The organism is Amycolatopsis albidoflavus, from assembly GCF_039525725.1.
GTDB classification, from domain to species: domain Bacteria; phylum Actinomycetota; class Actinomycetes; order Mycobacteriales; family Pseudonocardiaceae; genus Amycolatopsis; species Amycolatopsis albidoflava.
On the sequence record NZ_BAAAHV010000012.1, the window covers coordinates 522,651 to 546,127 of the forward strand.

Annotated in this window: 22 protein-coding genes; 11 read left to right on the top strand and 11 right to left on the bottom strand. The window is 70.0% G+C overall.

Translation table 11 applies throughout. From position 1 onward, the window contains the following. Positions 1 to 44 precede the first annotated feature (44 nt). On the top strand, positions 45 to 1,262 hold the full coding sequence (locus tag ABD156_RS20925) for a metal-dependent hydrolase family protein (protein ID WP_344275979.1): 1,218 nt from the start codon (positions 45 to 47) through the stop codon (positions 1,260 to 1,262). Further along, a complete protein-coding gene (locus ABD156_RS20930) occupies positions 1,259 to 2,113 on the top strand; it encodes an alpha/beta hydrolase (RefSeq protein ID WP_344275982.1) in 855 nt (284 codons plus the stop codon). Before ABD156_RS20925 ends, ABD156_RS20930 begins: the two co-directional genes overlap by 4 nt. Here the strand turns inward: ABD156_RS20930 and ABD156_RS20935 are convergent, their stop codons facing one another. Then, positions 2,114 to 3,544, bottom strand: a complete 1,431-nt coding sequence (locus ABD156_RS20935; protein WP_344275985.1) for an amidase — start codon at positions 3,542 to 3,544, stop codon at positions 2,114 to 2,116. It abuts the gene before it with no gap. Between the two features lie 155 nt (positions 3,545 to 3,699). Here ABD156_RS20935 and ABD156_RS20940 point away from each other — a divergent pair, with 155 nt between their 5' ends. The 3 genes from ABD156_RS20940 (at position 3,700) to ABD156_RS20950 (ending at position 6,780) form a co-directional block, all read left to right on the top strand. Beyond that, the gene (locus ABD156_RS20940; RefSeq protein WP_344275988.1) at positions 3,700 to 4,650 is read left to right on the top strand and encodes a helix-turn-helix transcriptional regulator; all 951 of its coding nucleotides are present in this window, start codon (positions 3,700 to 3,702) and stop codon (positions 4,648 to 4,650) included. Positions 4,651 to 4,791: 141 nt separating this feature from the next. Continuing rightward, positions 4,792 to 6,054 carry an alpha-hydroxy acid oxidase gene (locus ABD156_RS20945; RefSeq protein WP_344275991.1) on the top strand — a complete coding sequence of 421 codons (1,263 nt, stop codon included), beginning with the start codon at positions 4,792 to 4,794 and terminating at the stop codon, positions 6,052 to 6,054. 60 nt (positions 6,055 to 6,114) lie between these two features. Beyond that, positions 6,115 to 6,780 carry a GntR family transcriptional regulator gene (locus ABD156_RS20950; RefSeq protein ID WP_344275994.1) on the top strand — a complete coding sequence of 222 codons (666 nt, stop codon included), beginning with the start codon at positions 6,115 to 6,117 and terminating at the stop codon, positions 6,778 to 6,780. A 152-nt stretch (positions 6,781 to 6,932) separates the two neighbouring features. Here ABD156_RS20950 and ABD156_RS20955 read toward each other — a convergent pair whose 3' ends face one another. The 6 genes from ABD156_RS20955 to ABD156_RS20980 all read right to left on the bottom strand — a co-directional run bounded on the left by ABD156_RS20955 (position 6,933) and on the right by ABD156_RS20980 (position 12,276). Beyond that, the gene (locus ABD156_RS20955; RefSeq protein ID WP_344275997.1) at positions 6,933 to 8,087 is read right to left on the bottom strand and encodes an LLM class flavin-dependent oxidoreductase; all 1,155 of its coding nucleotides are present in this window, start codon (positions 8,085 to 8,087) and stop codon (positions 6,933 to 6,935) included. Then, complete coding sequence (locus ABD156_RS20960; protein ID WP_344276000.1) at positions 8,084 to 9,094, bottom strand: ABC transporter substrate-binding protein; 1,011 nt, start codon at positions 9,092 to 9,094, stop codon at positions 8,084 to 8,086. Before ABD156_RS20960 ends, ABD156_RS20955 begins: the two co-directional genes overlap by 4 nt. Further along, a complete protein-coding gene (locus tag ABD156_RS20965) occupies positions 9,081 to 9,785 on the bottom strand; it encodes an ABC transporter ATP-binding protein (protein WP_344276002.1) in 705 nt (234 codons plus the stop codon). The genes ABD156_RS20960 and ABD156_RS20965 overlap by 14 nt, the downstream gene beginning before the upstream one ends. Next, complete coding sequence (locus tag ABD156_RS20970; RefSeq protein WP_344276004.1) at positions 9,770 to 10,585, bottom strand: ABC transporter permease; 816 nt, start codon at positions 10,583 to 10,585, stop codon at positions 9,770 to 9,772. Before ABD156_RS20970 ends, ABD156_RS20965 begins: the two co-directional genes overlap by 16 nt. 455 nt (positions 10,586 to 11,040) lie before the next feature. Continuing rightward, positions 11,041 to 11,751: an MBL fold metallo-hydrolase gene (locus tag ABD156_RS20975; RefSeq protein ID WP_344276007.1), complete on the bottom strand. Its 711-nt coding sequence runs from the start codon at positions 11,749 to 11,751 to the stop codon at positions 11,041 to 11,043. Positions 11,752 to 11,775: 24 nt separating this feature from the next. Continuing rightward, positions 11,776 to 12,276: a mycothiol transferase gene (locus ABD156_RS20980; RefSeq protein WP_344276010.1), complete on the bottom strand. Its 501-nt coding sequence runs from the start codon at positions 12,274 to 12,276 to the stop codon at positions 11,776 to 11,778. A gap of 43 nt (positions 12,277 to 12,319) precedes the next feature. Here ABD156_RS20980 and ABD156_RS20985 point away from each other — a divergent pair, with 43 nt between their 5' ends. The 4 genes from ABD156_RS20985 (at position 12,320) to ABD156_RS21000 (ending at position 17,494) form a co-directional block, all read left to right on the top strand. Beyond that, positions 12,320 to 13,207: a DMT family transporter gene (locus tag ABD156_RS20985; protein ID WP_344276013.1), complete on the top strand. Its 888-nt coding sequence runs from the start codon at positions 12,320 to 12,322 to the stop codon at positions 13,205 to 13,207. 228 nt (positions 13,208 to 13,435) lie between these two features. Beyond that, positions 13,436 to 15,127 (top strand): ABC transporter ATP-binding protein, encoded by a 1,692-nt coding sequence (locus ABD156_RS20990; RefSeq protein WP_344276016.1) that lies wholly within the window; start codon positions 13,436 to 13,438, stop codon positions 15,125 to 15,127. A 232-nt stretch (positions 15,128 to 15,359) separates the two neighbouring features. Next, entirely contained in the window at positions 15,360 to 15,737 is a 378-nt protein-coding gene (locus ABD156_RS20995; RefSeq protein WP_344276019.1) for a hypothetical protein, read from the top strand. Further along, entirely contained in the window at positions 15,734 to 17,494 is a 1,761-nt protein-coding gene (locus tag ABD156_RS21000) for an ABC transporter ATP-binding protein (protein ID WP_344276022.1), read from the top strand. The genes ABD156_RS20995 and ABD156_RS21000 overlap by 4 nt, the downstream gene beginning before the upstream one ends. 16 nt (positions 17,495 to 17,510) lie before the next feature. On the opposite strand, the gene ABD156_RS21005 is transcribed toward ABD156_RS21000, so the two are convergent. After that, positions 17,511 to 18,257 carry an SDR family NAD(P)-dependent oxidoreductase gene (locus ABD156_RS21005; RefSeq protein ID WP_344276025.1) on the bottom strand — a complete coding sequence of 249 codons (747 nt, stop codon included), beginning with the start codon at positions 18,255 to 18,257 and terminating at the stop codon, positions 17,511 to 17,513. Positions 18,258 to 18,363: 106 nt separating this feature from the next. Between ABD156_RS21005 and ABD156_RS21010 the strand changes: the two genes are divergently transcribed. After that, positions 18,364 to 18,960 (top strand): TetR/AcrR family transcriptional regulator, encoded by a 597-nt coding sequence (locus tag ABD156_RS21010; protein WP_344276029.1) that lies wholly within the window; start codon positions 18,364 to 18,366, stop codon positions 18,958 to 18,960. 95 nt (positions 18,961 to 19,055) lie between these two features. Here the strand turns inward: ABD156_RS21010 and ABD156_RS21015 are convergent, their stop codons facing one another. Both ABD156_RS21015 and ABD156_RS21020 read right to left on the bottom strand, forming a co-directional pair. Then, positions 19,056 to 19,265, bottom strand: a complete 210-nt coding sequence (locus tag ABD156_RS21015) for an MbtH family protein (RefSeq protein ID WP_344276032.1) — start codon at positions 19,263 to 19,265, stop codon at positions 19,056 to 19,058. 22 nt (positions 19,266 to 19,287) lie between these two features. Further along, positions 19,288 to 20,625, bottom strand: a complete 1,338-nt coding sequence (locus ABD156_RS21020) for a lysine N(6)-hydroxylase/L-ornithine N(5)-oxygenase family protein (protein ID WP_344276035.1) — start codon at positions 20,623 to 20,625, stop codon at positions 19,288 to 19,290. 137 nt (positions 20,626 to 20,762) lie between these two features. Here ABD156_RS21020 and ABD156_RS21025 point away from each other — a divergent pair, with 137 nt between their 5' ends. Then, entirely contained in the window at positions 20,763 to 21,710 is a 948-nt protein-coding gene (locus ABD156_RS21025) for a methionyl-tRNA formyltransferase (protein ID WP_344276038.1), read from the top strand. A gap of 56 nt (positions 21,711 to 21,766) precedes the next feature. Here ABD156_RS21025 and ABD156_RS21030 read toward each other — a convergent pair whose 3' ends face one another. Continuing rightward, on the bottom strand, positions 21,767 to 23,404 hold the full coding sequence (locus ABD156_RS21030) for an ABC-F family ATP-binding cassette domain-containing protein (protein WP_344276041.1): 1,638 nt from the start codon (positions 23,402 to 23,404) through the stop codon (positions 21,767 to 21,769). Between the last annotated feature and the right edge of the window lie 73 nt (positions 23,405 to 23,477).

The following is a 23,477-nucleotide window of genomic DNA, read 5'->3' on the forward strand; positions in this document are numbered from 1 at the left end:
TTATCCATTGGAAAAGAGTGTTGCAACGGCGAAGGGAACGGCTAGTGGGACGTCTGCAGATAGTCGGCGCGACAGTCCTCGACGGCACGGGTCGCGATCCAGCGGACGTCACCGTCGCCGTCGAGGACGGGCGGATCGCCCAGCCCGACGGCTCCGGCGAACGCGTCGACGCCACCGGGATGACCATGACGCCCGGCCTGATCGACGCCCACGTTCACCTGGGCCTCTCCAGCCCGATCCAGCCGCAGTTCTCGTATCAGCTGAGCGCCGCCGAGATCGCGGCGGACATCTTCGCCACCGCCGGCGCGACCCTCGACGCGGGCTTCACGACCGTCCGCGACACCGGCGGGATCGACGGCGGCGTCGTCACCACGATCGCCAAGGGCAAGGTCCGGGGTCCGCGCGTGCTGTCGTGCGGACCGGTCCAGTGCCAGACCGGCGGGCACGGCTACTACGGAGCCGAATGGGAGCCCACCGAGCTGTGGAGCGGCCACCACATTCCCGGCCTGGCCGCCCTGTCGATGATGTCGGGCAACGCGAACGAGCTGCGCGGCAACGTCCGCGAAGCCTTCCGTCGCGGAGCCTCCTTCCTGAAGCTCTGCGTGACTGGCGGCGTGGTCAGCGCGCACGACAAGCTGACCGACACCCAGTTCACCGTGGAAGAGATCGCCGTCGCCGTCCAAGAAGCCGCGGCGCGAGGCACTTACGTGACGGTGCACGCGCACAACAACGAAGGCATCCGGAACGCGGTCGAGGCCGGGGTGCGCTGTGTCGAGCACGGCACCGATATCGACGAGTCCACAGCCGCTCTGATGGCCGCCCGCGACGTTGCCCTGGTGCCCACTTTCGCTGTCGTCGAGCACCTGCTGCGCGACGCCGCCGAAGCCGGCCTGAGCGCGTCGATCCGCGATCGGGCGCTGGGTGTTCGCGAGCGGATGGCCGAGGCGCTCGCCGCGGCCAAGGAAGCCGAGGTGCGGATCGGGCTCGGATCTGATCTCATCGGTCCCGCTCAGGACCGCCGAGGAGAAGAGCTCGCATTGCGCGCAGACCTGGAGACGCCGATGGAAGCTCTCGTCGCGGCCACGAAGACCAACGCCGAGATCCTGGGCCTGTCCGGCGAGGTGGGGGTCATCGCGCCGGGCTTGCAGGCGGATCTCGTGCTGTGGAACGGAAATCCGCTCGAAAATCCGAACCTGTTCGCCGACCCCGCGAACGCCGTTGTCGTCGTCCAAGCCGGACGCGTCGTAAAGGACCTCCGATGAGCACTCTGTGGCAAGGCTGCCTCGCCGGCACCGACTACTTCGAAATGCGTTCCCGCAGCGGGCACACCTACGGCATCTGGGTCACCACGCCGCCGGGCTACGACCACACCAAGACGCGGGCGCCGGTCGTGTACGTGCTCGACGGCAACTGGGCCGTCGGCCTGACGGCTCCGCTCATCGTCACCCAGGCGGATCCGATGCAGCCGATCCAGCCTTATCTCCAGGTCAGCGTCGGTTACGCGGGCGAGGAAGCGCAGGATTGGGCGCGGCTGCGCAACCGGGATCTCGTGCCGCCCGGCGAGCCGATCGCCCAGGAGTTCGTCGATGCCGTGGAGATGGGAATCCAAACGGGCAGGATGACGCGCGAGGAGGCCGACGCCTACCTCGCCGAACTGCGCGACAGCCGCGCCGACGCGTTCCTGGCCTTCCTCGCCGAGGAACTGCACCCGCGGATCGAACGCGCCTACCACGCGGCCCCGAGCGGACACGGTCTCTTCGGCTACTCCTACGGCGGGCTTTTCAGTCTCTACGCGTGGCTCAGCGGCTGCCCGCTCTTCGAAAGCATCGGAGCGGGCAGCCCTGGCGTCATCGGCGAGGACAGTCAGGTTTTCGCCCAGCTTGCCGAGCTCGGCGACAGTTTGCCTGCCGCCAAGCTGCACGTGACGGTCAACGACCAGGAGCTGTTCGGAGATCTGGCCGTCTACCAAAGCCTCGCGAAGCACACGGCGACCTTCCTGCACCGCCTCAAGGCTCGCGGCGGAAACGTCACCACCGCAGTCCTGCGCGAAACGCACGTCACTGGCCTGCAGTCGTCGTTCCTCAGCTACCTCCGGACCTGCCGGGCCCAGTAGTCACCCGGCGGCGTGCACCGCGGGTCGCCGGTCCGCCCACGGCATCGCCTCTTCCAGGAACGCCGCGACCCGCAGCAGCAACGACTCCGAGCAGACCGGGCCGCCCAACTGAACCCCGATCGGCAAGCCCTGCGAGGACTGCCCGAGCGGAAGGCTGATCGCGGGCGCGCCGGTCTGGTTGAACAACGGTGTGAACGTGCAGGCGTCGAAAAGCTGTCGGGTCCAGTCTGCCGCGGCCAGATCGGCGTTCGCGTCCAGGCGGCCCAGCGGCAGGGCCGGGGTGTTCATCGTCGGGGTCAGCAGCAGGTCGTATCCGGTGAAGAACCGGCCTGCCGCACGGGAAACGACGTTCATCGCACCCAAAGCCGCGGTCAGTTCCGTCCCGCTGACCGAGCGGCCGTATTCGACGCACGCCCACGATGTGCGTTCGAGGTTGTCCGGGCTGGCCGCGACGCCGGTCATCTCTTCGATCCCGGCGACCGCACCGGCCAGGAATCCGCACCAGAGCACGTGATTAGCGTGCAGGAACGACTCCCACTCGAAGACCGGCGTCGCGCGTTCGACGTGGTGGCCCGCCGCTTCAAGCACCTCAGCGGTCGCCTCGACGGCGCGCGCCACCTCCGGGTCGACGTAGCTGCCCGCCCAGGATTCGGTGTGCACCGCGATCCTGAGCCGCCCCAGATCGGCACCGACTTCGTCCAGCCACGGGCGCGCGGGCGGCGCGAGAACGTTCGGGTCGCCTGGATAGCTCACCGCCACCTCGTCCAGCAGCGCTGCGGTGTCCCTGACCGTCCGCGTCACCGCGAGTTCGACGCCCATTCCGTACAGCGGATCGGCGAAGTCCGGCCCGGCGGGCACCCGGCCGCGCGTCGGCTTCAGCCCGACCAGGCCGTTGCAGGCGGCGGGCACCCGGATCGAGCCGCCGCCGTCGTTGGCGTGCGCGATCGGGAGCGCGCCGGCCGCGACAAGCGCCGCCGAGCCGCCGCTGGATCCGCCGGCGCTGTGCCCGGTGTTCCAGGGATTGCGCGTCGAACCGTAGGCCAGCGCTTCGGAATTGCCGTTGAACCCCAGCTCCGGCGTGGTCGTGACGGCCAGCGTCGCCAGACCCGCCGCACGGAACCGCTCCATCAGATGGGTGTCCTCCGGCGGCACGACGCCCTTGCCGAGCAGCCGCGTGCCCATCCGGGTCGGCACTCCGGCGGCGTGCAGGACGAGGTCCTTGATCGCGAACGGAACCCCGGCGAACCGGCCGTCGGGCGAGTAGTCCAGCGGGCGCTCGAACGGGCCGTCGGCGACCGCGTTCAGCTCCGGGTTCACCTTGCCGATGGCCTCGACCGCCAGCGCGGCGACCTCCTCGGCGGTGACCTCGCCCGAGGCGATGACCGCGGCGAGCGCGGTCGCGTCGAGGGCGGCGTATTCGTCGATGTTCATCGAATCTCCTTCAGCCGGGGATCCGGAACGCTACGAGCGGGTGCCTGCGGTCGCATCGGCCTAAAAGCCGTTCCGCCCGCGCCTCCGATGTGCGCCCCGTTGACATTCCGGACAGCGGGCGTTCATGCTCCCCTCCGGCAGCGGAGGTTCGGAACATGGCCGCGGATGTGCAGTGGTGGGCTCGGCTCGCTCAGGAGGTGCGCGCGGCGGGCCGCGGCGAACTGCCTGTCGAAACTCCGCTCCGCGCGGTGCGGGACAGGCTCGGTTTCGACTGCGTCGCGTTGGTGAGCGGCAGCAAACAACGCACCGCGACGGTCAACCTCGGCTATCCGGCGGACATGCTCGGCTACATGACCACGACCTACCGGTGGAAATGCCCGATCCACTCGCGCGCGTCCCGGTTGGGTCTGCCGCTGCGTTTCGTTGACATCCCGGAGGTCCACGAGACAAGGACGTACCGGGAAGGCATTCAGCCCTACGGTTTCCGCGAGGGCGTCACGCTGCCGCTCACGCCGGGTACTGGTCCGGAGCGGAGTTTCGTAGCGCTGAGTTCGACGCACGACCGCCCGCTGGACGACGGATCCGTCCTCGCGCTCACGATGTTGTCGCACGACTTCGCCGCACTGGCCGACCCCGGCGCCGAACCGGGCGATCCCGCCGCCGACGTCGTACTGCTCGTCTCGCGGACGCAGATCGAAGTGCGCGCTGCCGCTGTGGATCAGCTGCCGCTCAGCGAGCGCGAGCTCCGCATCGCCGCGCAGTGTGCGCTGACCGAGCGGACCGGATTCCACCACCGGGACGCGGACGGCGTCTGGTGGCGGGTGCTGGCGCGGGTGCGCCCTCCGGACGGCGTGCTGCTACGGATTTCCCGCGTACCTGAGCCCGGGCCGTTGACCGGCCGGGAGCTGGACGTCGTCGGCCTCGTGGCCCGTGGTTGGTCGAACGAGCGGATCTCGGCGGCGCTCGGGATCGCGATCCGGACGGTGCGCAGCCACGTCGAATCGTCGCTGGTGAAGCTCGACTGTCCGAACCGGACCGCGCTGGCCCGGCACGCGCTCGAGCACGATCTCGACACTCTCTGCGCGCTGGAGGCCGCGCACCGCTGAGCAGATTGTGTCACAATCCTTGCGATCAAGCCGGGACCGTGCTTGACTCGCCTTGCCCATAAGTTCCGGAAATGGCGGCGCAGCAAGTATTTTGCGGCTCGCACATTGTGTACCGATTTCTTGGCGGCCAGGAGGCAGCGGATGACCACGTTCGAACCCGAGCACCTGCCCCGGCGGACGATCAAGCGACGGCTGCCCCGGCTGTCGGAGATCCGGCCGCTGCTCAAGTTCCGGCAGCCGAGGTTCGACGTCCGCGAGCGCCGTCTCGCCACCGCGCACACCATCGACGACCTGCGCACCATCGCGCGCCGCCGCACTCCCCGGCCGGTTTTCGACTACGTCGACGGCGCGGCCGAGCAGGAGATCAGCATCGGCCGGGCACGGCAGGCCTTCGAAAACGTCGAGTTGCATCCGCGCGTGCTGCAGGACGTCACCGAGGTCGACCCGTCGACGTCCGTCCTCGGTGGACAGTCGGCCTTGCCGCTCGTGCTCGCGCCCACCGGTTTCACGCGCATGATGCACCACGAGGGCGAGATCGCCGTCGCCCGTGCGGCCGCCCGCGCCGGGATCCCGTACGTGCTCTCGACAATGGGCACCACCGATCTGGAAGACGTCCGGGCGTGCGCGCCATCCGCGCGGCAGTGGTTCCAGCTCTACCTCTGGAAGGACCGCGCCGCGAGCGAAGCGCTGGTCGAACGCGCGGCGCGAGCCGGGTACGAAGCGCTGGTCCTGACCGTCGACACCCCGATCGGCGGGGCGCGGATGCGCGACGTCCGCAATGGACTGACCATCCCGCCCACGCTGACCGTCCGCACGCTCGCCGGGATCGCCGTGCGGCCGTCCTGGTGGATGAACCTGCTGACCACCGAACCGCTGCAGTTCGCCGCGTTGAACAACTTCGACGGCACGGTCGAAGAGCTGATCGGCACGATGTTCGACCCGTCCCTGACCGTCGAAGACCTGCGGTGGCTGCGCGAATTGTGGCCCGGAAAGCTGATCGTCAAAGGGATCCAGAGCGTCGCGGACGCCGAGGTGATGGCCGGTTCCGGCGTCGACGCGCTCGTGCTCTCGAACCACGGCGGCCGCCAGCTCGACCGCGCGCCGACCCCGCTCGAACTGCTGCCGCGCGTCGTCGACGCGGTCGGAGACGACTGCGAGATCATCCTCGACACCGGCGTCCGGACCGGCGCCGACCTGGTCGCCGCTCGGGCACTGGGCGCGTCGGCGGCGATGGTGGGCCGGGCTTACCTGTACGGCCTGATGGCGGCCGGAGAGCAGGGCGTCGACCGCACGATCGAGATCCTCCGCGCCGAGTACACGCGCACGTTGCGGCTTCTCGGCGTCGTGCGCACTGCCGAGATCAGCTCGGAACACGCCTCCCTTCGGCTGCCCGCCCGAGTTTGACGGTGGGCTCGGCTAAGATCGGCAGTGGCTGTGGGAAGTTCTGCTGAAACGAGTGGCGAAGTGCGCGATCAGGCGGGCAGTACGCCGGGCGGCATCGCGCAAGCCCTCCGCGACGATCTCCTCGACGGCGTCCTCGAACCCGGAACGCGGCTCACCGAGGAGTCGCTGAGCGCGAGGTTCGGTGCCGGACGGCATTCGGTGCGGTCCGGGCTGCAGACGCTGGTGTCCGAGGGGCTTCTCGAACACCAGCGCAACAAGGGAATCGTCGTGCCCGCGGTGACCTCGGACCGCATCGACGCGATGTGCTCGTACCGGTCGATCCTGGAACTGGGCGCGCTGCGCCTGGCACTGCTCCAAGGCGCGGACTTCGACTCCGTCGACGAGGCGGTGCGGTGTTTGGAGGCGATGACCGCCGAAACCCCGTGGCGGCACGTGATCGAGGCGCACAGCGCGGTGCACGCGGAAATCGTGGCCGCCAGCGGAAACCCTCGTGTCGTCGCCGCGCACCGGGCCTGCGCGAACGAACTCAACTGCATGCTCGCGACGATCCGGGCCGAGTCCTCGGCGCAGCACCTGGCGACGACGCACCGGCATCTCGTCGGCCAGCTCCGCGCCGGCGGAGAGACCGCGATGAAGGCGCTGGAGGACGACCTCGAACTCGGCGGCCGCGCGATGATGCACCTCGCGCTGCGCCGCCGGAACGAGGTGCCCCACCTGCTCTCCTGAGTGTCTGCGCCGGTGAGAACCGGCATCGCCACTCACGATGCCCAGGTTGGCGCACCGCCGACGCTGTCACGTCGGTCGGCACGAGCCCGAGCGCGCGGGAACTCGTGAGTGTTTCTCCCGGACCTAACCGGCATCGCCACTCACGACCGTCCCTACTGCGCCGCCACCGCCTGCTCCCCCGGCACCGCCCGCAGTACCGGCGCTTCCTCCAGCAACCCGCGCCGCGCCAGCTCCGGCCGCACCCCCTCGCCGAACCAGTACGCCTCCTCCAAATGCGGATACCCGGACAGCACGAACTCCGACACCCCGGCGTCGTGGTACTCCTCGATCAGATCCGCGATCTCCGCGTAACTGCCCACGAGCGCCGTCCCCGCCCCGCCGCGGACCAGCCCGATCCCGGCCCACAGATGCGGATGGATCTCCAGATCCCGCGCAGTCGTCCCGGCCTTGCCGCCGTGCAGCGCGACCATCCGCCGCTGCCCCACCGACTCGCTCGCCGCCAGCTGCGCCTGTGCCTTGGCGATCTGCTCCGGATTCAACGCGTCGAGCAGCTTCTGCGCCTCCGCCCAAGCCTCCGCCGAGGTGTCGCGCGCGATCGTGTGCAGCCGGACCCCGAACCGCACCGTGCGGCCCTCCTGCTCCGCCAGTTCCCGCACCTTGCCGATCTTCTCCGCGACCTGCGCGGGCGGCTCGCCCCAGGTCAGATACACATCGGCGTGCCGCGCGGCGACCGGAAGCGCCGCCGCCGAGGACCCGCCGAAGTACAGCGGCGGCACCGGGTCCGGGGCGGCGAGCGTCGTGGCCCCTTCGACGCGCAGGTGGTCGCCGGCGAAGTCGAACGGCTTGCCCGACCACACGCCGCGGACGATCGAGAGGAACTCGTCCGTCCGGGCGTAGCGGGCGTCGTGGTCGTGCCAGTCGCCGAAGCGGCGCTGTTCGATCGCGTCGCCGCCGGTCACGATGTTCAGCAGGACCCGGCCGCCGGACAGGCGCTGGAACGTGCCCGCCATCTGCGCGGCGAGCGTCGGCGAGATGACGCCCGGGCGGAACGCGACCAGGAACTTCAGCCGGTTCGTCTCGCGGATCAGCGCGGCGGTGGTCAGCCAGGCGTCCTCGCACCAGGTGCCGGTCGGCGTGAGCACGCCCTCGAACCCGAGCCGCTCGGCCGCGCGGGCGACCTGCGCGAGATAGTCCAGATCCGCCGGCCGTTGCGCGCTCGGGCCCTGGGATTTGTTGGCGTGGAACCGTTCCACGATCGTCCGGCCGTCCCCGGTGGTCGGCAGGAACCAGTGCAGTTTGACGCTCATCCGTTCCTCCTCGCGGCCTCGATGTCGGGCCCGTAACGGCGGTCGACGAACGCCGCGAAGTCGACCTTCCCGGGCAGCGTGCCCTCGTTCGTGAACGCGTCGGCGAGCTGCTGCTCAGACGCGACCACGGAGTCGTCCAGCGGAATCGGCCGGTCCCGTCCGGCGGAAACGGCCTTCTTCGCCACCTCCGGCTTCAGCCCGGTTTCCGCCGCCCACGCGCGCGCCCATTCGTCCGGATGCGAATTGGCCCACAGCTGGGCTTTCACCACGCGCTGCACGAAATCCTTGATGGCTGAGTTCTTGCCCGGATCGGCGAGCGCGGTCGTGCTGGCCGTCTCGAAGGCGAGCCCGTTGGACGCGCCGCGACCGTCGGCGAGCACCCGGGCGTGCGCCTCGAGCTGGGCCTGCGCGGTGTACGGGTCCCAAATCGCCCAGGCGTCGATCTGGTGCTGGGTGAAAGCGGCGAACGCCTCGGACGGCTGCAGGAACGAGATCTTTATATCCTTTGTGGACAATCCAGCCTTCTTCAGCGTGTTGAGCAACTGCCCGTGTGCCGAACTCCCCTTCGCGACGCCGACCGTCTTGCCCCGCAAGGACGCGACATCGGTCAGCGGCGAATCCGGCGGCACCAGAATGGTTTCCCGTTCCACGTTGCTTTTCGCGACACTCACCACGGAGATCTTCGCCTTCGACGCCGCCGCGAAAATCGGCGGCGTATTGCCCACCCGGCCGACGTCGATCGCGCCCGCCGAAGCCGCCTCCAGCAACGGCGGCCCGGAGGTGAAGGTCGACCATTCGACCCGGTACGGCGTGCCGCTCAGCTGATCCGCCGCCGTGAGCAGGGATTTCACCCCGCCCTTCTGATCGCCCACGCGAAGCGTGACCTTCTTCAGGTCCGCCGGCGACACCGCCGCGGGCACCGGTGCGCGACCGTCCGAAGTGGACGACGAGCAAGCGGTGAGCCCGGTCAGCAGAAGCGCCGCGGCCAGGACGTTACGCAGGTGCACCTTCGGTCACTCCCAAATCGGCCAGGACGCGGCTGCGCACCTCGGCATGGTCGGCGGCCTTCCGCGGACGCGGCTGGTCGAGAACGTGTTCGGCGACGATGTGCCCTTCGCCCAGGACGAGGATCCGGTCGGCGAGCACGAGCGCTTCGTCGACGTCGTGGGTCACCAGCAGTACCGCGGGCTGGTGTTTGCGCCACAGATCTTCGACCAGACGGTGCATCGCCAGCCGGGTCAACGCGTCGAGGGCGCCGAACGGTTCGTCCAGGAGCAGCAGATCCGGCTCGCGGACCAGCGCCCGTGCCAGCGAAACCCGTTGCGCCTCGCCGCCGGAGAGCGTGAGCGGCCATTTGTCCGCGTGCTCCGCCAACTGCACTTCCGCCAGCGCTTTTTCCGCGACGGCGCGGTCGTTGTCCTGATGCAGACCGAGCACGATGTTGCGCCAGACCTTGCGCCACGGCAGCAACCGCGGCTGCTGGAACGCGACGGAAACCGTCCCGTCCACGCTGGCGGTGCCCTCGATCTCCTGGTCCAGCCCGGCCAGCACCTTCAGCAGCGTCGACTTACCGGACCCGCTGCGCCCGAGCAACGCGACGAACTCGCCGCGGCCGATGTCCAGGTTGAGTCTGTTGAGGACAGTCCGGTCGCCGAACTTCTTCGCGAGGTCATGGACCTCGACTACCGGGCTCGCCATCGCAGAGCCCTCCTTTCGAGCAGCCGGACGAGCGCGTCGGTGACGAGGCCCAGCACGGCGTAGACCACGAGCCCGACCACCACGACGTCGGTGCGCAGGAATTCGCGGGCATTGTTGATGAGGTAACCGATCCCGGCGTCCGCGTTCACCGTTTCGCCGACGATCAGCGCCAGCCACGCGACCCCGAGCGACTGCCGCAGCCCGACCAGCGCCTGCGGCAGCGCACCCGGCAGAACGACGTGCCACAACCGTTCGCCGCGGGTGAATCCCAGCGCCCGCGCGGCTTCCACGAGCTGCGGGTCGGCGGTGCGGATTCCCGAGTGGACATTCAGATACAACGGAAACGCCACGCCCAGCGCCACCAGCACGATTTTGGTCTCTTCGCCGATCCCGAACCACAGGATGAACAACGGGATCAATCCGAGGAACGGCAAGGTGCGCAGCATCTGCACCGGCGGGTCGACCAGCGCCTCGCCCCAGCGGGACAACCCCGAGACGGCCCCGAGCAGCAGCCCGACCAGCGCTCCGAGCGCGAACCCCGCGCCGACGCGGCCCAGCGAGACAACGAAGGCACTGCCGAGTTCGCCGCTGCGGGCGACATCGACGCCTGCTTGCAGGACAGTCCACGGCGAACTGAGTTTGTCGGGCGGCAACGCGCCGGTCGAGCTGGCGATCTGCCACGCCGCGACCAGCACGACCGGGCTGATCCAGCGCCGCAGCGACGGCCATCGCCGCCGCTGCGCGCGCTTCGGCGCGGCCGTTTCGGCGCGCGGCAGCACGCCCGTGGTGGAAATCGACACGGATTTCTCCCGGGTGGGGTTTTCGGTTCAGGGAAACAGGATTCAGCGGCGGGACAGACAGACCGCGCTCGCCTGCTGCCGGAGGTCGACGTGCAGGCGGCACACGAGGAGGACGCCGCGCTTCATGCCCCCGAGCTTCGATCCCCGGACGGGTGAAGTCAATGTCGGCCCGGGCGGCTCTCACGCACTGGAACCGGCGCGCCGGTGTACGGGCTTTGTTCACCCGGCAGGTACGCGGATGCCCGGGATACGGGACGGGTTTCCCGGGTTGTCGCCGAACATGGGATGCCCTGCGGCGAGAGCATTACGGAGCTTCGGTCGTGATCACGCTCCGCACCGGAGCACCGCTGGGCGGACACTCGATGCCCGAAATTGTCGGTGCCGTGCGGTACAAGATCACCATGTACTTTTTCGCGACACAGCAAGCGTTCTCCGCTCCGACCCCGACCCCCGGCTCAGCCGCCGAACATCAGCCGCCACTCCTCCAGCGACCGAGGCCGGAACACGAAATTCGTCCCCTTCACCCGCGACAGCGACGCCGAAGACTCCGGCGAATACTGGTGTCCTGGATACACCACCGGATCGCCCGGAAGCGTCGCCAGCCATTGCAGGCTGCGGAAAATCGCGTCCGCGTCGCCGCCGGGGAAGTCCGTCCGGCCGCAGCCCTCCAGGAACAGCGTGTCCCCGGAAACCAGCCGGTCGCCGACCAGGAAGCACTGGCTTCCCGGAGTGTGCCCGGGCGTGTGGAGCAGCCGGATGTCGATGGAGCCGACCGTCACGACGTCGTCGTGCTCGTGGGCGCGCAGGTCGGTGTCCGAAACGCCGGTCACCCGGCGCACCCACTCGCTTTCCTGCGCGTTGACGTGGATCGGAACCGGCCGCAGCGCGAGCAGTTCGGCGATGCCCGGCAGCGAGAAGCCCATCATGTCGCCGCCGACGTGGTCGGGGTGGTGGTGAGTGGCGAGCACGCCGGTCAGCCGCATCCCGTCGGACTCCAGCGTCTCGACCAGGTCGCCCACCGCGTACGCCGGGTCGACCAGCACCGCCTCGCCCGATTCGCGGTCCCCGATCAGGTAAGCGAAATTCACCATCTGGGTCGCGACGGGATCCCCGACGGCGAAGTCGCGGCCGGCGAGCAGTTGGCGGAAATAGAGCTGGTCTGCCATGCCCCGCAGCCTAACGGTCGCCGCTCACTCCCCCACAGAGCCGTCGGCGAGCTCCCGCAGCGCGTCGAGATGCCCCACGTGCCGCGCAGTCTCCTGCACGACGTGCGCCAGCACCCAGCGGACGGTGAACTCCCCGGACCGCCGCGTCCGGTCCTCCGGCGTCAACCCCGCCAGCGCCGCCGCCGCTCGTTCCCGCTCCGCGCGATAAGCCACGACGACCCCGGCGACGTCGTCTTCAGGCGTCAAATCCCAGCTCGGATCAGGCGACCCCGGCCACAGCGACGGCTCGTCGGCCCCGCCCGCCTCGATCACCAGCCACCACCGCTCGACCGCGGTCAGGTGCTTGAGCACGCCGAGCGCGCTGGTCCGCGGCGAACTCGGCAACGGCGTCGCGGCCGCCTGTTCCCGGCTCAGCCCGGCGACCTTCCGCACCGCGGTCGCCCGCAGGAAGTCCAGGAAGCGCGTTTGCACGGTCAACTCGTCGCCGTCGAGCGGATCCGGCCAGACGCGTTCTACCTCCGCCATGGCCCCGACCCTACTGGCGCCGGAGAGGAATACGCTCGGCGTCATGGTGTGGGGATTTCTGTGCGCGCTGCTGTCCGCGGTGGCCTACGGCGTCGCTTCGGTCATGCAAGCGGTGGCCGCGAAGGCCGCGCCCGACGAGGGCGGTGCCGGGGTCGACCCGCGCCTGCTGCTGCGAGTGCTGCGGCAGTGGAAGTTCGTCGTCGGCCTCCTGCTCGACGGCGTCGGCTTCGTCGCCCAGATCGCCGCCCTGCACGTGCTGCCGCTGTTTCTCGTGCAAGCCACGCAAGCCGCGAGCCTCGCGGTAACAGCCGTCGCGGTGCGGGTGTTCGGCGTCCGGCTCGGTGCGCGGGAATGGACCGCCGTCGGCGTCGTCTGCGCCGGTCTCGCACTGCTGGGTTCCTCGGCCGAAAGCGAGGGCTCGAGCGAAGTCGGCCTGGGCTTCCGCCTCACTCTCGCCGGTGCCGCCGTCGTACTCGGGATCACCGGGCTCCTCGTGGGACGCGCCGGAGACCGCGTCCGCACGGCTGGCCTTGGGCTGGTCGCCGGACTGTGCTTCGGCCTCGTCGCAGTGGCCGGACGGGTCATCCCCAGCCTCGCACCCCTGGACCTGCTGCGCGATCCCGCCTTGTACGTCGTCGCCGTCGCGGGCGCGCTGGCCATGCTGTTCTTCGCCACCGCGCTGCAACGCGGCAGCGTCACCACCGCCACGGCGATGATGGTGCTCGGCGAAACGGTCATGCCGTCGCTGATCGGCGTCGTCCTGCTAGGCGACCGGACCCGGCCCGGCTTCGCTGTCGTCGCGCTGATCGGGTTCGTCCTCGCGGTGGCCGCCGCACTGGCGCTGGCCCGCTTCGGCGAGCCCGAACCAGCCGTGTCGGCTGAAGAACAGCCGCCGGAAGCAGAGCCCGCCGGTCGCGATGCCCGCCGGTAGGCCCGGTTCTCGCCGGCCCGCGCCACGAAGGTTAGGCTAGCCTTCGCATCTGGCGGGACAAACGGGAGCAATCGGCGAACGACCAGCCTCGCCCGCAGGAACGGAGGGGCCGGTGACCACGACGGCACGCACGACCGGAGCGGACGCGCCACCCAGCGCGACCGGGCAACCGACATCGGCCCTCGCCGCCAGCCGCCCGGCCCCCGCCCGCCTCGCGCGGAGGCCCCGGTGACCGCCACCCCACCCACGACCGGCCGCGACGTCCTCCGCAACGCCGTCACCGGCCAACGGAAATCCGTCCTCGCCGCCTCCATCCTCGCCGCAGGCCACCAGGGCGGCGAAGCGCTCGTCCCGGTAGTAGTCGGCGTCGTGCTGGACCGCGCCGTAAGCGACAGTTCCGCCCTCACCCTCCTGGGCTGGCTGGCCGTACTCGCCGTCGTCTTCCTCGTCCTCTCCTACAGCTACCGCTTCGGCGCACGAGCCGCCGAGCGCGCCTCCGAACGCGCCGCGCACGAGATCCGGCTCGCCGTCAGCCGCCGGGTCCTGCATCCTCGCGGCGGCGCGGAAACGGGGTCGCTCGCCGGGGAATTGGTGAGCGTCGGGACGTCGGACGCCCGCCGCGTCGGGATGATCAACGCGGTGCTCCCGTTCGGCATCGCGGCGCTCGCCGGACTGGTCGTGAGCGCGGTCGCGCTCCTCCGGATGTCGGTGCCGCTCGGGCTGCTCGTCCTCCTCGGCACCCCGCCGCTGCTCTTCCTCGCCCATCTCATCGGCAAACCCCTCGAGAAGCGCAGCGAACTGGAGCAGGAACGCGCCGCGCACGCCTCGGGCGTCGCCGCCGATCTCGTCAGCGGGCTGCGCGTGCTGAAGGGCATCGGCGCGGAATCGACGGCGACCGCGCGCTATCGGCGCACCAGCCGGAATTCCCTCCAGGCGACCATCCGCGCGGCCCGCGCCCAGGCCTGGCACAACGGCGCTCTGCTCGCGCTCACCGGAATCTTCATCGCGATCGTCGCACTAGCCGGCGGCTCACTGGCGGCGAACGGCGAGATTTCCGTCGGCGACCTGGTCGCCGCAGTCGGACTGGCCCAGTTCCTGCAGACGCCGTTCACCATCTTCGCCTGGGTCAACGGCCAACTCGCCCAAGGCCGCGCCTCCGCCGGCCGAGTCGCCGCGGTGCTCAGCGCCCCGCCAGCCGTCCCGGACGGAACCGCCGGCCTGCCCGCCCCGGTCCGCGGCACCGTGACGTTTTCCTCCGTATCGCACGGAAAACTCCGTGAGTTCACCCTCACCGTCCCACCCGGCGAGCTGCTCGGCATCGTCACCGCCGACCCCGCCACGGCCACCGATCTCCTCGACTGCCTAGGCCGCTTCGCCGACCCCAGCACCGGCTCCGTCCGCATCGACGCGGCCGACCTGTCCACTGTGGACCCAGACCGGCTCCGCGACGTCGTCCTCGTCGCCGCGCACGACGCCGATCTGTTCGAGGGCACGGTCGAAGACAACGTCCGCGGCGGAATGCCCGCCATCCCCGACGGAGTGCTCACCGCCTCCGCCGCCGACGAGGTCGCCGCGACCCTCCCGTCCGGCACCGCCACCACGATCACCGAACGCGGCCGATCGCTGTCCGGCGGGCAGCGACAACGCGTCGCCCTCGCGCGCGCCCTCGCCGCGGAAGCGACAGTTTTGGTGCTGCACGATCCGACCACCGCCGTCGACACCGTCACCGAAGCCCGCATCGCCACCGGAGTCGCGGACCTTCGCCGAACCCGCACCACCATCGTGATCACCACCAGCCCCGCTCTGCTCGCCGCGACCGACCGAGTAGCCCTGATCGAAGACGGCCGAGTCGTCGCCGAAGGCAGCCATGCCGAACTGGTCCGCACCGAAGCGACCTACCGAGCGGCGGTGCTGTCGTGACCGAACACGAACCCCTCCCCGCCGAACGCAGCCACGCCAACCTCGTCCCGGCCAAAGCAGCCCGTCGAATGACGGCCCCCTCATGACGGAACACGAACCCCATCACCGAACTCGCCCCCGCCGAGACGGCCCCACCGAACGGCGATCCTCGTATGACCGAACATGCGCCCCTCCCCGTCGCCAAACGCAGCCACGCCCCCGCCAAGGCCGCCCACCGAACGGCAGCGCTCACGTGACCGAAAACGAACCCCTGCACCTCGCCGACAGCGGCCACGCCAACCTCGTCCGCGCCGAACCGGCCCGCCAGCGGCAGTCCTCCATGGCCGAACGCGAACCCTTGCCCATCGCCGACAGCAGCCACGCCAAACCAATCCCCGCCGAAGCGAACTGCCGATCGGCGGTGACCGAACGCGAGCCCCTCGCCGAACCAATCCCCACCGAGACAGCCCACCGAACGACGGCCCCCTCATGGCGGAACACGAACCCCACCGCCGAACTCGCCCCCACCGAGACAGCCCACCGAACGACGGCCCCCTCATGGCCGAATACGAACCCCGCCGCCGAACTTGCCCCTGCCGAGACAGCCCACCGAACGGCGGTCCTCCCATGACCGAACGCCAACTCCTCCCCGTCGCCACCGGACCGCGCATCCGGGCCGTCCTCCTCGACCTCCTCCGGCAGGCGAAAGCCCGCGCCGCCGGGTCCTTCGCCTTCGTCGTCGGCGCGACCGCGATCGGCCTGCTCACCGCTCCCCTGCTCGGCCGCGTCGTCGACCTCGTCGCCACCCGGCAGCCCGCGTCCGCGCTGGCGTACCCGGTGGCCGGGCTGGTTCTGGTCGCCGTGACGTCCGCGGTCGCCACCGCCATCGGCGTCTCGATGCTCGCCCGGCTCGGCGAAACCATGCTCGCCGATCTGCGCGAACGCTTCATCGACCGCGCGCTCGGCCTCCCGCTCGAACAGGTCGAAAAGGCCGGTTCCGGCGACCTCACCACCCGCGTCACCAACGACGTCTCGGTCGTCGCCGAAGCAGTCCGCCAGGCGCTGCCCGCGCTGGCCCGTTCGGTGCTGACGATCGTCCTCACCCTGGTCGCGATGGCGATCCTCGACTGGCGTTTCCTCGCCGCGGCCCTGCTGGCTGTCCCGATCCAACTCCACACCGTCCGCTGGTACGTCCGCCGCGCGACCCCGCTGTACGCCGCTCAGCGAGCCGCCGTCGGCGCTCAGCAGCAACAGCTTCTCGACACCATCGGCGGTGCCAAGACGGTCCGCGCCTTCCGTCTCGCGGACGCGCACGTCGAGCGAGTCCGCGAACGGTCCAACGGCGCGGTGCAGCTGGCTCTGCGCGGAGTTCGCCTCGGCACCCGCTTCTACGGGCGGCTGAATCTCGCTGAATTCGTCGGTCTGTCGGCGGTGCTCGCGACTGGTTTTCTTTTGGTGGGCGCGAATCTCGCGACAGTCGGGGTCGCGACGGCCGCCGCGTTGTACTTCCACAGCCTCTTCGGGCCGATCAACACCGCGCTAGCGCTGGTAGACGACGCACAGGCGGCGACCGCGAGCCTGTCCCGGCTCATCGGGGTGGCAGATCTCCCTTCGCCAGCCGAACCGGCCCGGGTGGGCCGTCCGGTCGACGCGTCAGTAAAAACAGCCGGCCTTGGACACTCCTATGTGGACGATCATCCGGTACTGCGCGACGTCGATCTCGAAGTCGCGCCCGGCGAACGGGTCGCGCTGGTCGGCGCGAGCGGGGCCGGGAAGACGACGCTGGCCAAGCTGATCGCCGGAATCCACCAGGCCGGCACTGGCACGGTGTCGATCGGCGGCGTTCCGCTCGACCAGCTCGGCCCGGCCGCCACCCGTCGCGCGGTGGCGTTGGTCAGCCAGGAAGTGCACGTCTTCAGCGGCCCGCTGGCGGACGATCTCCGCCTCGCCGCTCCCGAAGCCAGCGACGAGGATCTCCAAGCCGCGCTTGCCAAAGTCGGCGCGGCCGAGTGGGTCGAAGCGTTGCCGGAGGGACTCGCGACGGTCGTCGGCGAAGGCGGGCATCGGCTGACCGTCACGCAGGCTCAGCAGCTGGCATTGGTCCGCCTGGTGCTCGCCGACCCACCGGTGGCGATTCTCGACGAAGCCACGGCCGAGGCAGGCAGCGCGGGCGCGAAAACGCTCGAATCCGCCGCAGCCGCCGCGCTCGAAGGACGCACCGGCCTGATCGTGGCGCACCGCCTGACCCAGGCCGCCGCTTCAGACCGGATTGTCGTCCTGGACGCCGGTGCGGTCGTCGAATCGGGGACGCACGACGAACTGGTCGCGGCCGGCGGCCGGTACGCCACGCTCTGGACCGCCTGGGCCGGCCTGCGCAGCACGGGGTGATCCCGCGCGACCGGGGCTATGCGGCGTATCCGCCGTCGATCCTCAGCACCGCACCGGTGACGTACGAGGCCTGCGGGCTGGCAAGGAAGACTACGCCCGCGGCAATCTCCTCCGGCCTGCCGTACCGCCCCATCGCCGCAGTCGGAAGGAACATGGACGCCGCCGGACCGTCGGCGGGGTTTCCTTCGGTGTCAACAAACCCGGGCTGGACGACGTTGACCGTGATGCCCCGGTGCGCCAGATCGCGGGCCGCGCCCCGGCTGAAGCCTTCGAGCGCCGACTTCGTGCCCGTGTAATACGCCATCCCCTGGAAACCCGCCCGGGCGGCCACCCCCGAGCTGACGCTGACGATCCGCCCGCCCTCAGGCAGCAACGGCACCGCCGCCTGGATCCCGGCCACCACGCTGGTGTAGTTGACCGCGAGCTGCCGCTCGACGGCAGCCTCGTCGACAAGCTCGCTGCCGACGAGATCACCGCCGCCCACGGCCGCGTTGTTCACCAGGATGTCCAGCTTCCCGAACCGCTCGACCACCCGCCTGATCAAGGCCGCCGCCTCCGCCGCGTCCGCTTGGTCGGCCCGGAATGCCGCCGCTCGCACCCCCTTCGCCTCCAGGTCCGCGACCACGGCCTCGGCCCGCTCCGCCGAGGACGAGTAGCTGATCGCGACGTCGGCTCCCTCGTCGGCCAGCGCCAGCGCCGACGCCGCCCCGATCCCCCGCGACCCGCCGGTCACGATCGCCACCTTGTTGTCCAGCTTTCCCATGCGCTTCCCGCTTTCCCCTGGCCGCGACGTGCCGCGGAGTTCTTGACCGTGCGGTCCACCATAAGGATGGTGGACCGCACGGTCAAGAACCTTTACCCTGGTCGGCATGGCACGTCCGCGCACGTTCGACGAGAAACAGGTGCTCAACGCCGTCCGCGATCAGTTCTGGGACGCCGGCTACGCCGCGACCTCGCTGGAAGACCTGATGCGGGTCAGCGGATTGGGCAAAGGCAGCCTGTACGCGGCGTTCGGCGACAAGCGCCAGCTCTTCCTCCGGGCGCTGCGCAGCTACACCGACGACCAGCATGACGCCCTCCGGAAAGCCCTCTCCGAGACGCCGCGAGCCCTGGACGCACTGCGCCTGCTCCTGACTGCGCCGATCGACGACCCGACCGGCACGCGGCGCGGCTGCCTCATGGCCAACAGCACGTGCGAACTCGGCAACGCCGATCCGGAAGTCCTCGCCCACGCCCACCGCACCTACGAGACGTCCACCGCACTGATCGGCGACTGCGTCGCGCGTGCCCAACGCGAGGGCGACCTGCCGGCGGGGGCGGATCCGATCGCCCTGGCGCGCGCCCTCCTGGCCGCGCAACAAGGGCTCGTGTTCATGAGCCGGACCGGACTGGACACGGCCACGCTCACCGCCACCGCGCACTCACTCGCGGCTCAACTCCTGCCGGACCGCGCCGGCGCGCACTGAAGAACTGGAACATCCCGCGCCAGCGCCTCATCCGGCAAGCAAAGTCCAGCTAACCGCAGACCTCGGCGGGGAACCCTGGATCCCCCGCCGAGGCTTCAGGATTCTTGCGACCTGAGCAGCGACAGCGGACGCAGGTCGGTCCAGTTCTGCTCGACGTGGTCCAGGCAGGCTTGCCGCGCCTCCGGGCCGAAGGCGGTCCGCCAGCCGTCCGGAACGGTCGCGAAGTCCGGCCACAGGCTGTGCTGGCCCTCGTCGTTCACGAGCACCCGGTAGACACCGTCGGGGTTTTCGAACGGATTCGTCATAGCTCAGTCCTTCCCTGCTCGCTCAGCGAATCCCGCTTACCGCGTACTCCACCGGATCGGCCTCGGCAGCCCGCCGGTCCACAATGGACTGCAGGATCTCCCCGACCCGCACGGCGGTGTTCGACAGCAGCGACGACGTGATGCCGTGCGTGTGCTCCGTGCCGCCCTGCAGATAGAGGCCGCCGCGCACCGTGAGGTCGGTGGTGATCCGGTAGTCCCGTTCGACCTTCAACCGGCCCGCGTCGTCCCGGCAGCATTGGCCGGCCAGACCGCCGAGCAGCGGCGTCGGGTCCGCGGGCAGATAGCCGGTCGCGTAGATGACGGCGTCGGCGTCCAGCACCGAACGTTCGCCGGTCGCCAGCGATTCGACCGTCGCGCGCACATGCGTGGCCTGGTCGACAACCTCGACCGGACGCGAAACGTTGAACAGCCGCAACCGTTCCACGCCGAGCACCTTTTCCTGGTACCGCCGCCGATATAGCTCGTCGATGAGGTCCAGGTCGACCGCCGAGTAGTTCGTCGCGCCGTGGTAGCCCATCAGGCGTTCCTTGACCGGTGCGCTTGCCGCGTAGAAGGAATCGACCGCCTCGGGATCGAAAATCCGGTTGGCGAACGCACTGTCGTCGGCGGGGCTGTAGCCGTAGCGGGCGAACACCGCGCAGACCTCGGCGCGCGGGAATTCGTCGTGCAGCAAAGCGGCGACCTCGGCCGCGCTCTGGCCGGCGCCGATCACCACGAACCGGCGCGCGTCCGTGCCGCGCAACGATTCGACGCGGTGCAGCAGTTCGCTGTTGTGCCAGATCCGTTCCCCGGCAACGACACCGTCGGGAAGCTTCGCCCGCAATCCGGTTCCCAGCACAAGATTCCGCGCCCGCAGCTCGGTGATTTCGCCGTCCACCTCGGCGCGCACGTCGAAGAACGCGATCTCGTCGCCGTCGCGCACCTGCTCGACCGAAACGACCTCGCTGCCGTAAGACACCAGGTCGTCGACCTTCGCCGCGGCCCATTCGAAGTAGTCGTGGAACTCGACGCGCAGCGGGAACAGGGTCTTGTGGTTGATGAAATCGACCAGCCGCCCCTTCTCGTGCAGGTAGTTCAGGAAGGTGAACGCGCTCGCCGGATTCCGCATCGTCACCAGGTCCTTGAGGAACGACACCTGCATGGTCGCGGTGTCGATCAGCATCCCGCGATGCCAGCCGAAGCGGGGCTGGCGCTCCAGGAAGTGCGCCGTGACCGTCTCCCCCGAGCCCGCGTTGTGCTCGGCGAGGGCGATCGCGAGCGCGAGGTTGGACGGCCCGAACCCGACTCCGACCACGTCGTACACCGGCACCTGGCTGTCCTCGGCCCCTGCTCGTGACATGAAAGTCCCCTAGCGCGGCACTGCCGCATCACCGTTCCCGACTGACCAATGCTCAAGAAACCCTAACCTAACTTAGGTAAGCCTCAACTAGTACTGTCTGGGTGATGTTCGTCCCGACCACGAAAGGTGCACCGCCGATGCGCGTGGCCATGTTCGGCTACCAGACCTGGGGACACCGCACCCTGAAAGCCCTCCTCGACGCAGGCCAGGACGTGCGGCTGGTGGTCACCCACCCGCCGAGCGACCACGCCTACGAACGGATCTGGAGCGATTCGGTCGCCGAACTGGCCGAGCAGCACGGAATCCGCACCCTGCTGCGCACCCGCCCGGACGACGCCGAACTGCTCGCCGAACTGAAGACCGCGGATCTGGACCTGATCGTCGCGAACAACTGGCGCACGTGGCTGCCGCCGGAGATCTTCGCCCTGCCGCGCAACGGCACGCTCAACGTGCACGATTCGCTGCTGCCCGCCTATGCCGGCTTCTCCCCCATCATCTGGGCGCTGATCAACGGCGAGCCGGAGGTGGGCGTCACCGCGCACATGATGAACGACGAACTCGACGCGGGCGACATCGTGGCCCAGCGCGCCGTCCCGGTCGGCCCGCGCGACACCGCCACGGATCTGTTCCACCGCACCGTGGACCTCATCGAACCGCTCGTCACAGAAGCACTGGGCCTGATCGGATCCGGCACGGTGGTCCCCATCGCGCAGGACCGGACGAAGGCGAGCTTCTTCCACAAGCGAGCGCCGCGCGACAGCCTCATCGACTGGACGTGGTCGGCCGAGGAACTGGACCGCTTGGTGCGCGCCCAATCCGACCCGTACCCCAACGCCTTCGCCTACCACCGCAGCGAACAACTGCGCATCGTGCGCGCGTCAGTTTCGGACGGTCGCTACGGCGGAACCCCTGGCCGCATCTTCATCCGCGAAGGCGAGGGCGTAGTGATCGTCGCGGGCCCGGAAGCCCGGCGCGGTCAGTCGCCGGGGCTGCGGATCGAACGCGTCCGAACGGCTGACGACCGAGAGCTTTCGGCGGCGGAGTACTTCACGACTATGGGCGGGTATCTCACCGACCGTCCGTAGCCAGCTCGTGAGTGCCTATGCCGGCTAGCACCGTCCGTAGGCACTCACGAGGCCGGTCACCGCTCGGAAACCTTGCCCCCGTCGACTTCCAGCCGCCGGGTCACCGAAACCGCGTCCAGCATCCGCCGGTCGTGCGTCACCAGCAGCAGCGTCCCGGGGTAAGTGTCCAAAGCGGACTCGAGCTGTTCGATCGCGAGCAGGTCAAGGTGGTTGGTCGGCTCGTCCAGCACCAGCAGGTTGACCCCGCGCGCCTGCAGCAGCGCCAACGCCGCCCGGGTGCGCTCGCCAGGCGAAAGCGTCGCCGCCGGACGCAGCACGTGCGCGGCCTTGAGCCCGAATTTCGCCAGCAGAGTGCGGACGTCCGCGTCGGCGAGCGACGGGACCTCCTGCGCGAACGCGTCCGCCAGCGGAAGATCGCCGAGGAACAACCGGCGGGCCTGGTCGACCTCGCCGACCACCACGCCCGGCCCGAGCGCGGCGTTGCCCTCGTCCAGCGGTACCCGGCCGAGCAACGCCGCCAGCAGCGTGGACTTGCCCGCGCCGTTCGCGCCGGTGATGGCGACCTTGTCCGCCCAGTCGATCTGCAGATCCACCGGCCCGAGCGTGAACTCGCCGCGCCGCACGACCGCGCCCCGCAGCGTCGCGACCACCGCGCCCGCGCGCGGAGCGGCCGCGATCTCCATCCGCAGCTCCCACTCCTTGCGGGGCTCCTCGACGACCTCGAGCCGCTCGATCATGCGGTCCGTCTGGCGCGCCTTCGAAGCCTGCTTCTCAGTGGCCTCGCTGCGGAACTTGCGGCCGATCTTGTCGTTGTCGGTCGCCTTGCGGCGGGCGTTCTTGACGCCCTTCTCCATCCACGCGCGCTGCATGCCCGCCCGGGCCTCCAGCGAAGCGCGGGTATTGGCATATTCCTCGTAGTCCTCGCGCGCGTGCCGCCGCGCGACCGCCCGTTCCTCCAAATAGGACTCGTACCCGCCGCCGTACGCCTTCACCTGCCGCTGCGCCAGATCCAGCTCCACGACGCGGTCGACCGTGCGGGCGAGGAACTCGCGGTCGTGGCTCACCAGCACAGTGCCCGCGCGCAGCCCGGTGACGAACCGCTCCAGGCGGGCGAGCCCGTCGAGGTCGAGGTCGTTCGTCGGCTCGTCGAGCAGGAAGATGTCGTACCGGCTGAGCAGCAGCGAAGCCAGGCCGGCGCGCGCGGCCTGCCCGCCGGAGAGCGAAACCATCGGCTGGTCGAGGTCGACGGCCAGCCCGAGGTCCGCGGCGACCTCGCCGGCGCGGTCGTCCAGGTCGGCTCCACCGAGCGCGAGCCAGCGGTCAAGCGCGGTGCCGTATGCGTCGTCGGCGCCGTCCATGCCCGCGGTAAGCGCGTCCGTCGCGGCGTCGAGCGCGGTTTGCGCGGTCGCGACGCCGGTGCGTCGCGCGAGAAAAGCGCGCACCGACTCGCCCTCGCGCCGCTCCGGCTCCTGCGGGAGGTGCCCGACGGTGGCGGTCGGCGGGTTCAGCCGGACCTCGCCGGATTCCGGGCGGGCCAGCCCGGCCAGCGTGCGCAGCAAGGTGGACTTGCCGGCGCCGTTGACGCCGACCAGGCCGATCACCTCCCCCGGGGCGACGACGAGATCGAGACCGGAGAAGAGAACGCGGTCACCGTGGCCCGCGGCCAGGTCCTTCGCGACGAGTGTGGCGCTCATATCGCAGCCGAGTTTACGGGCGCCCCTCGCGCCGCGTGCCGCGTGTCGGCTCCGTCACTCCGAGTGGGTACTC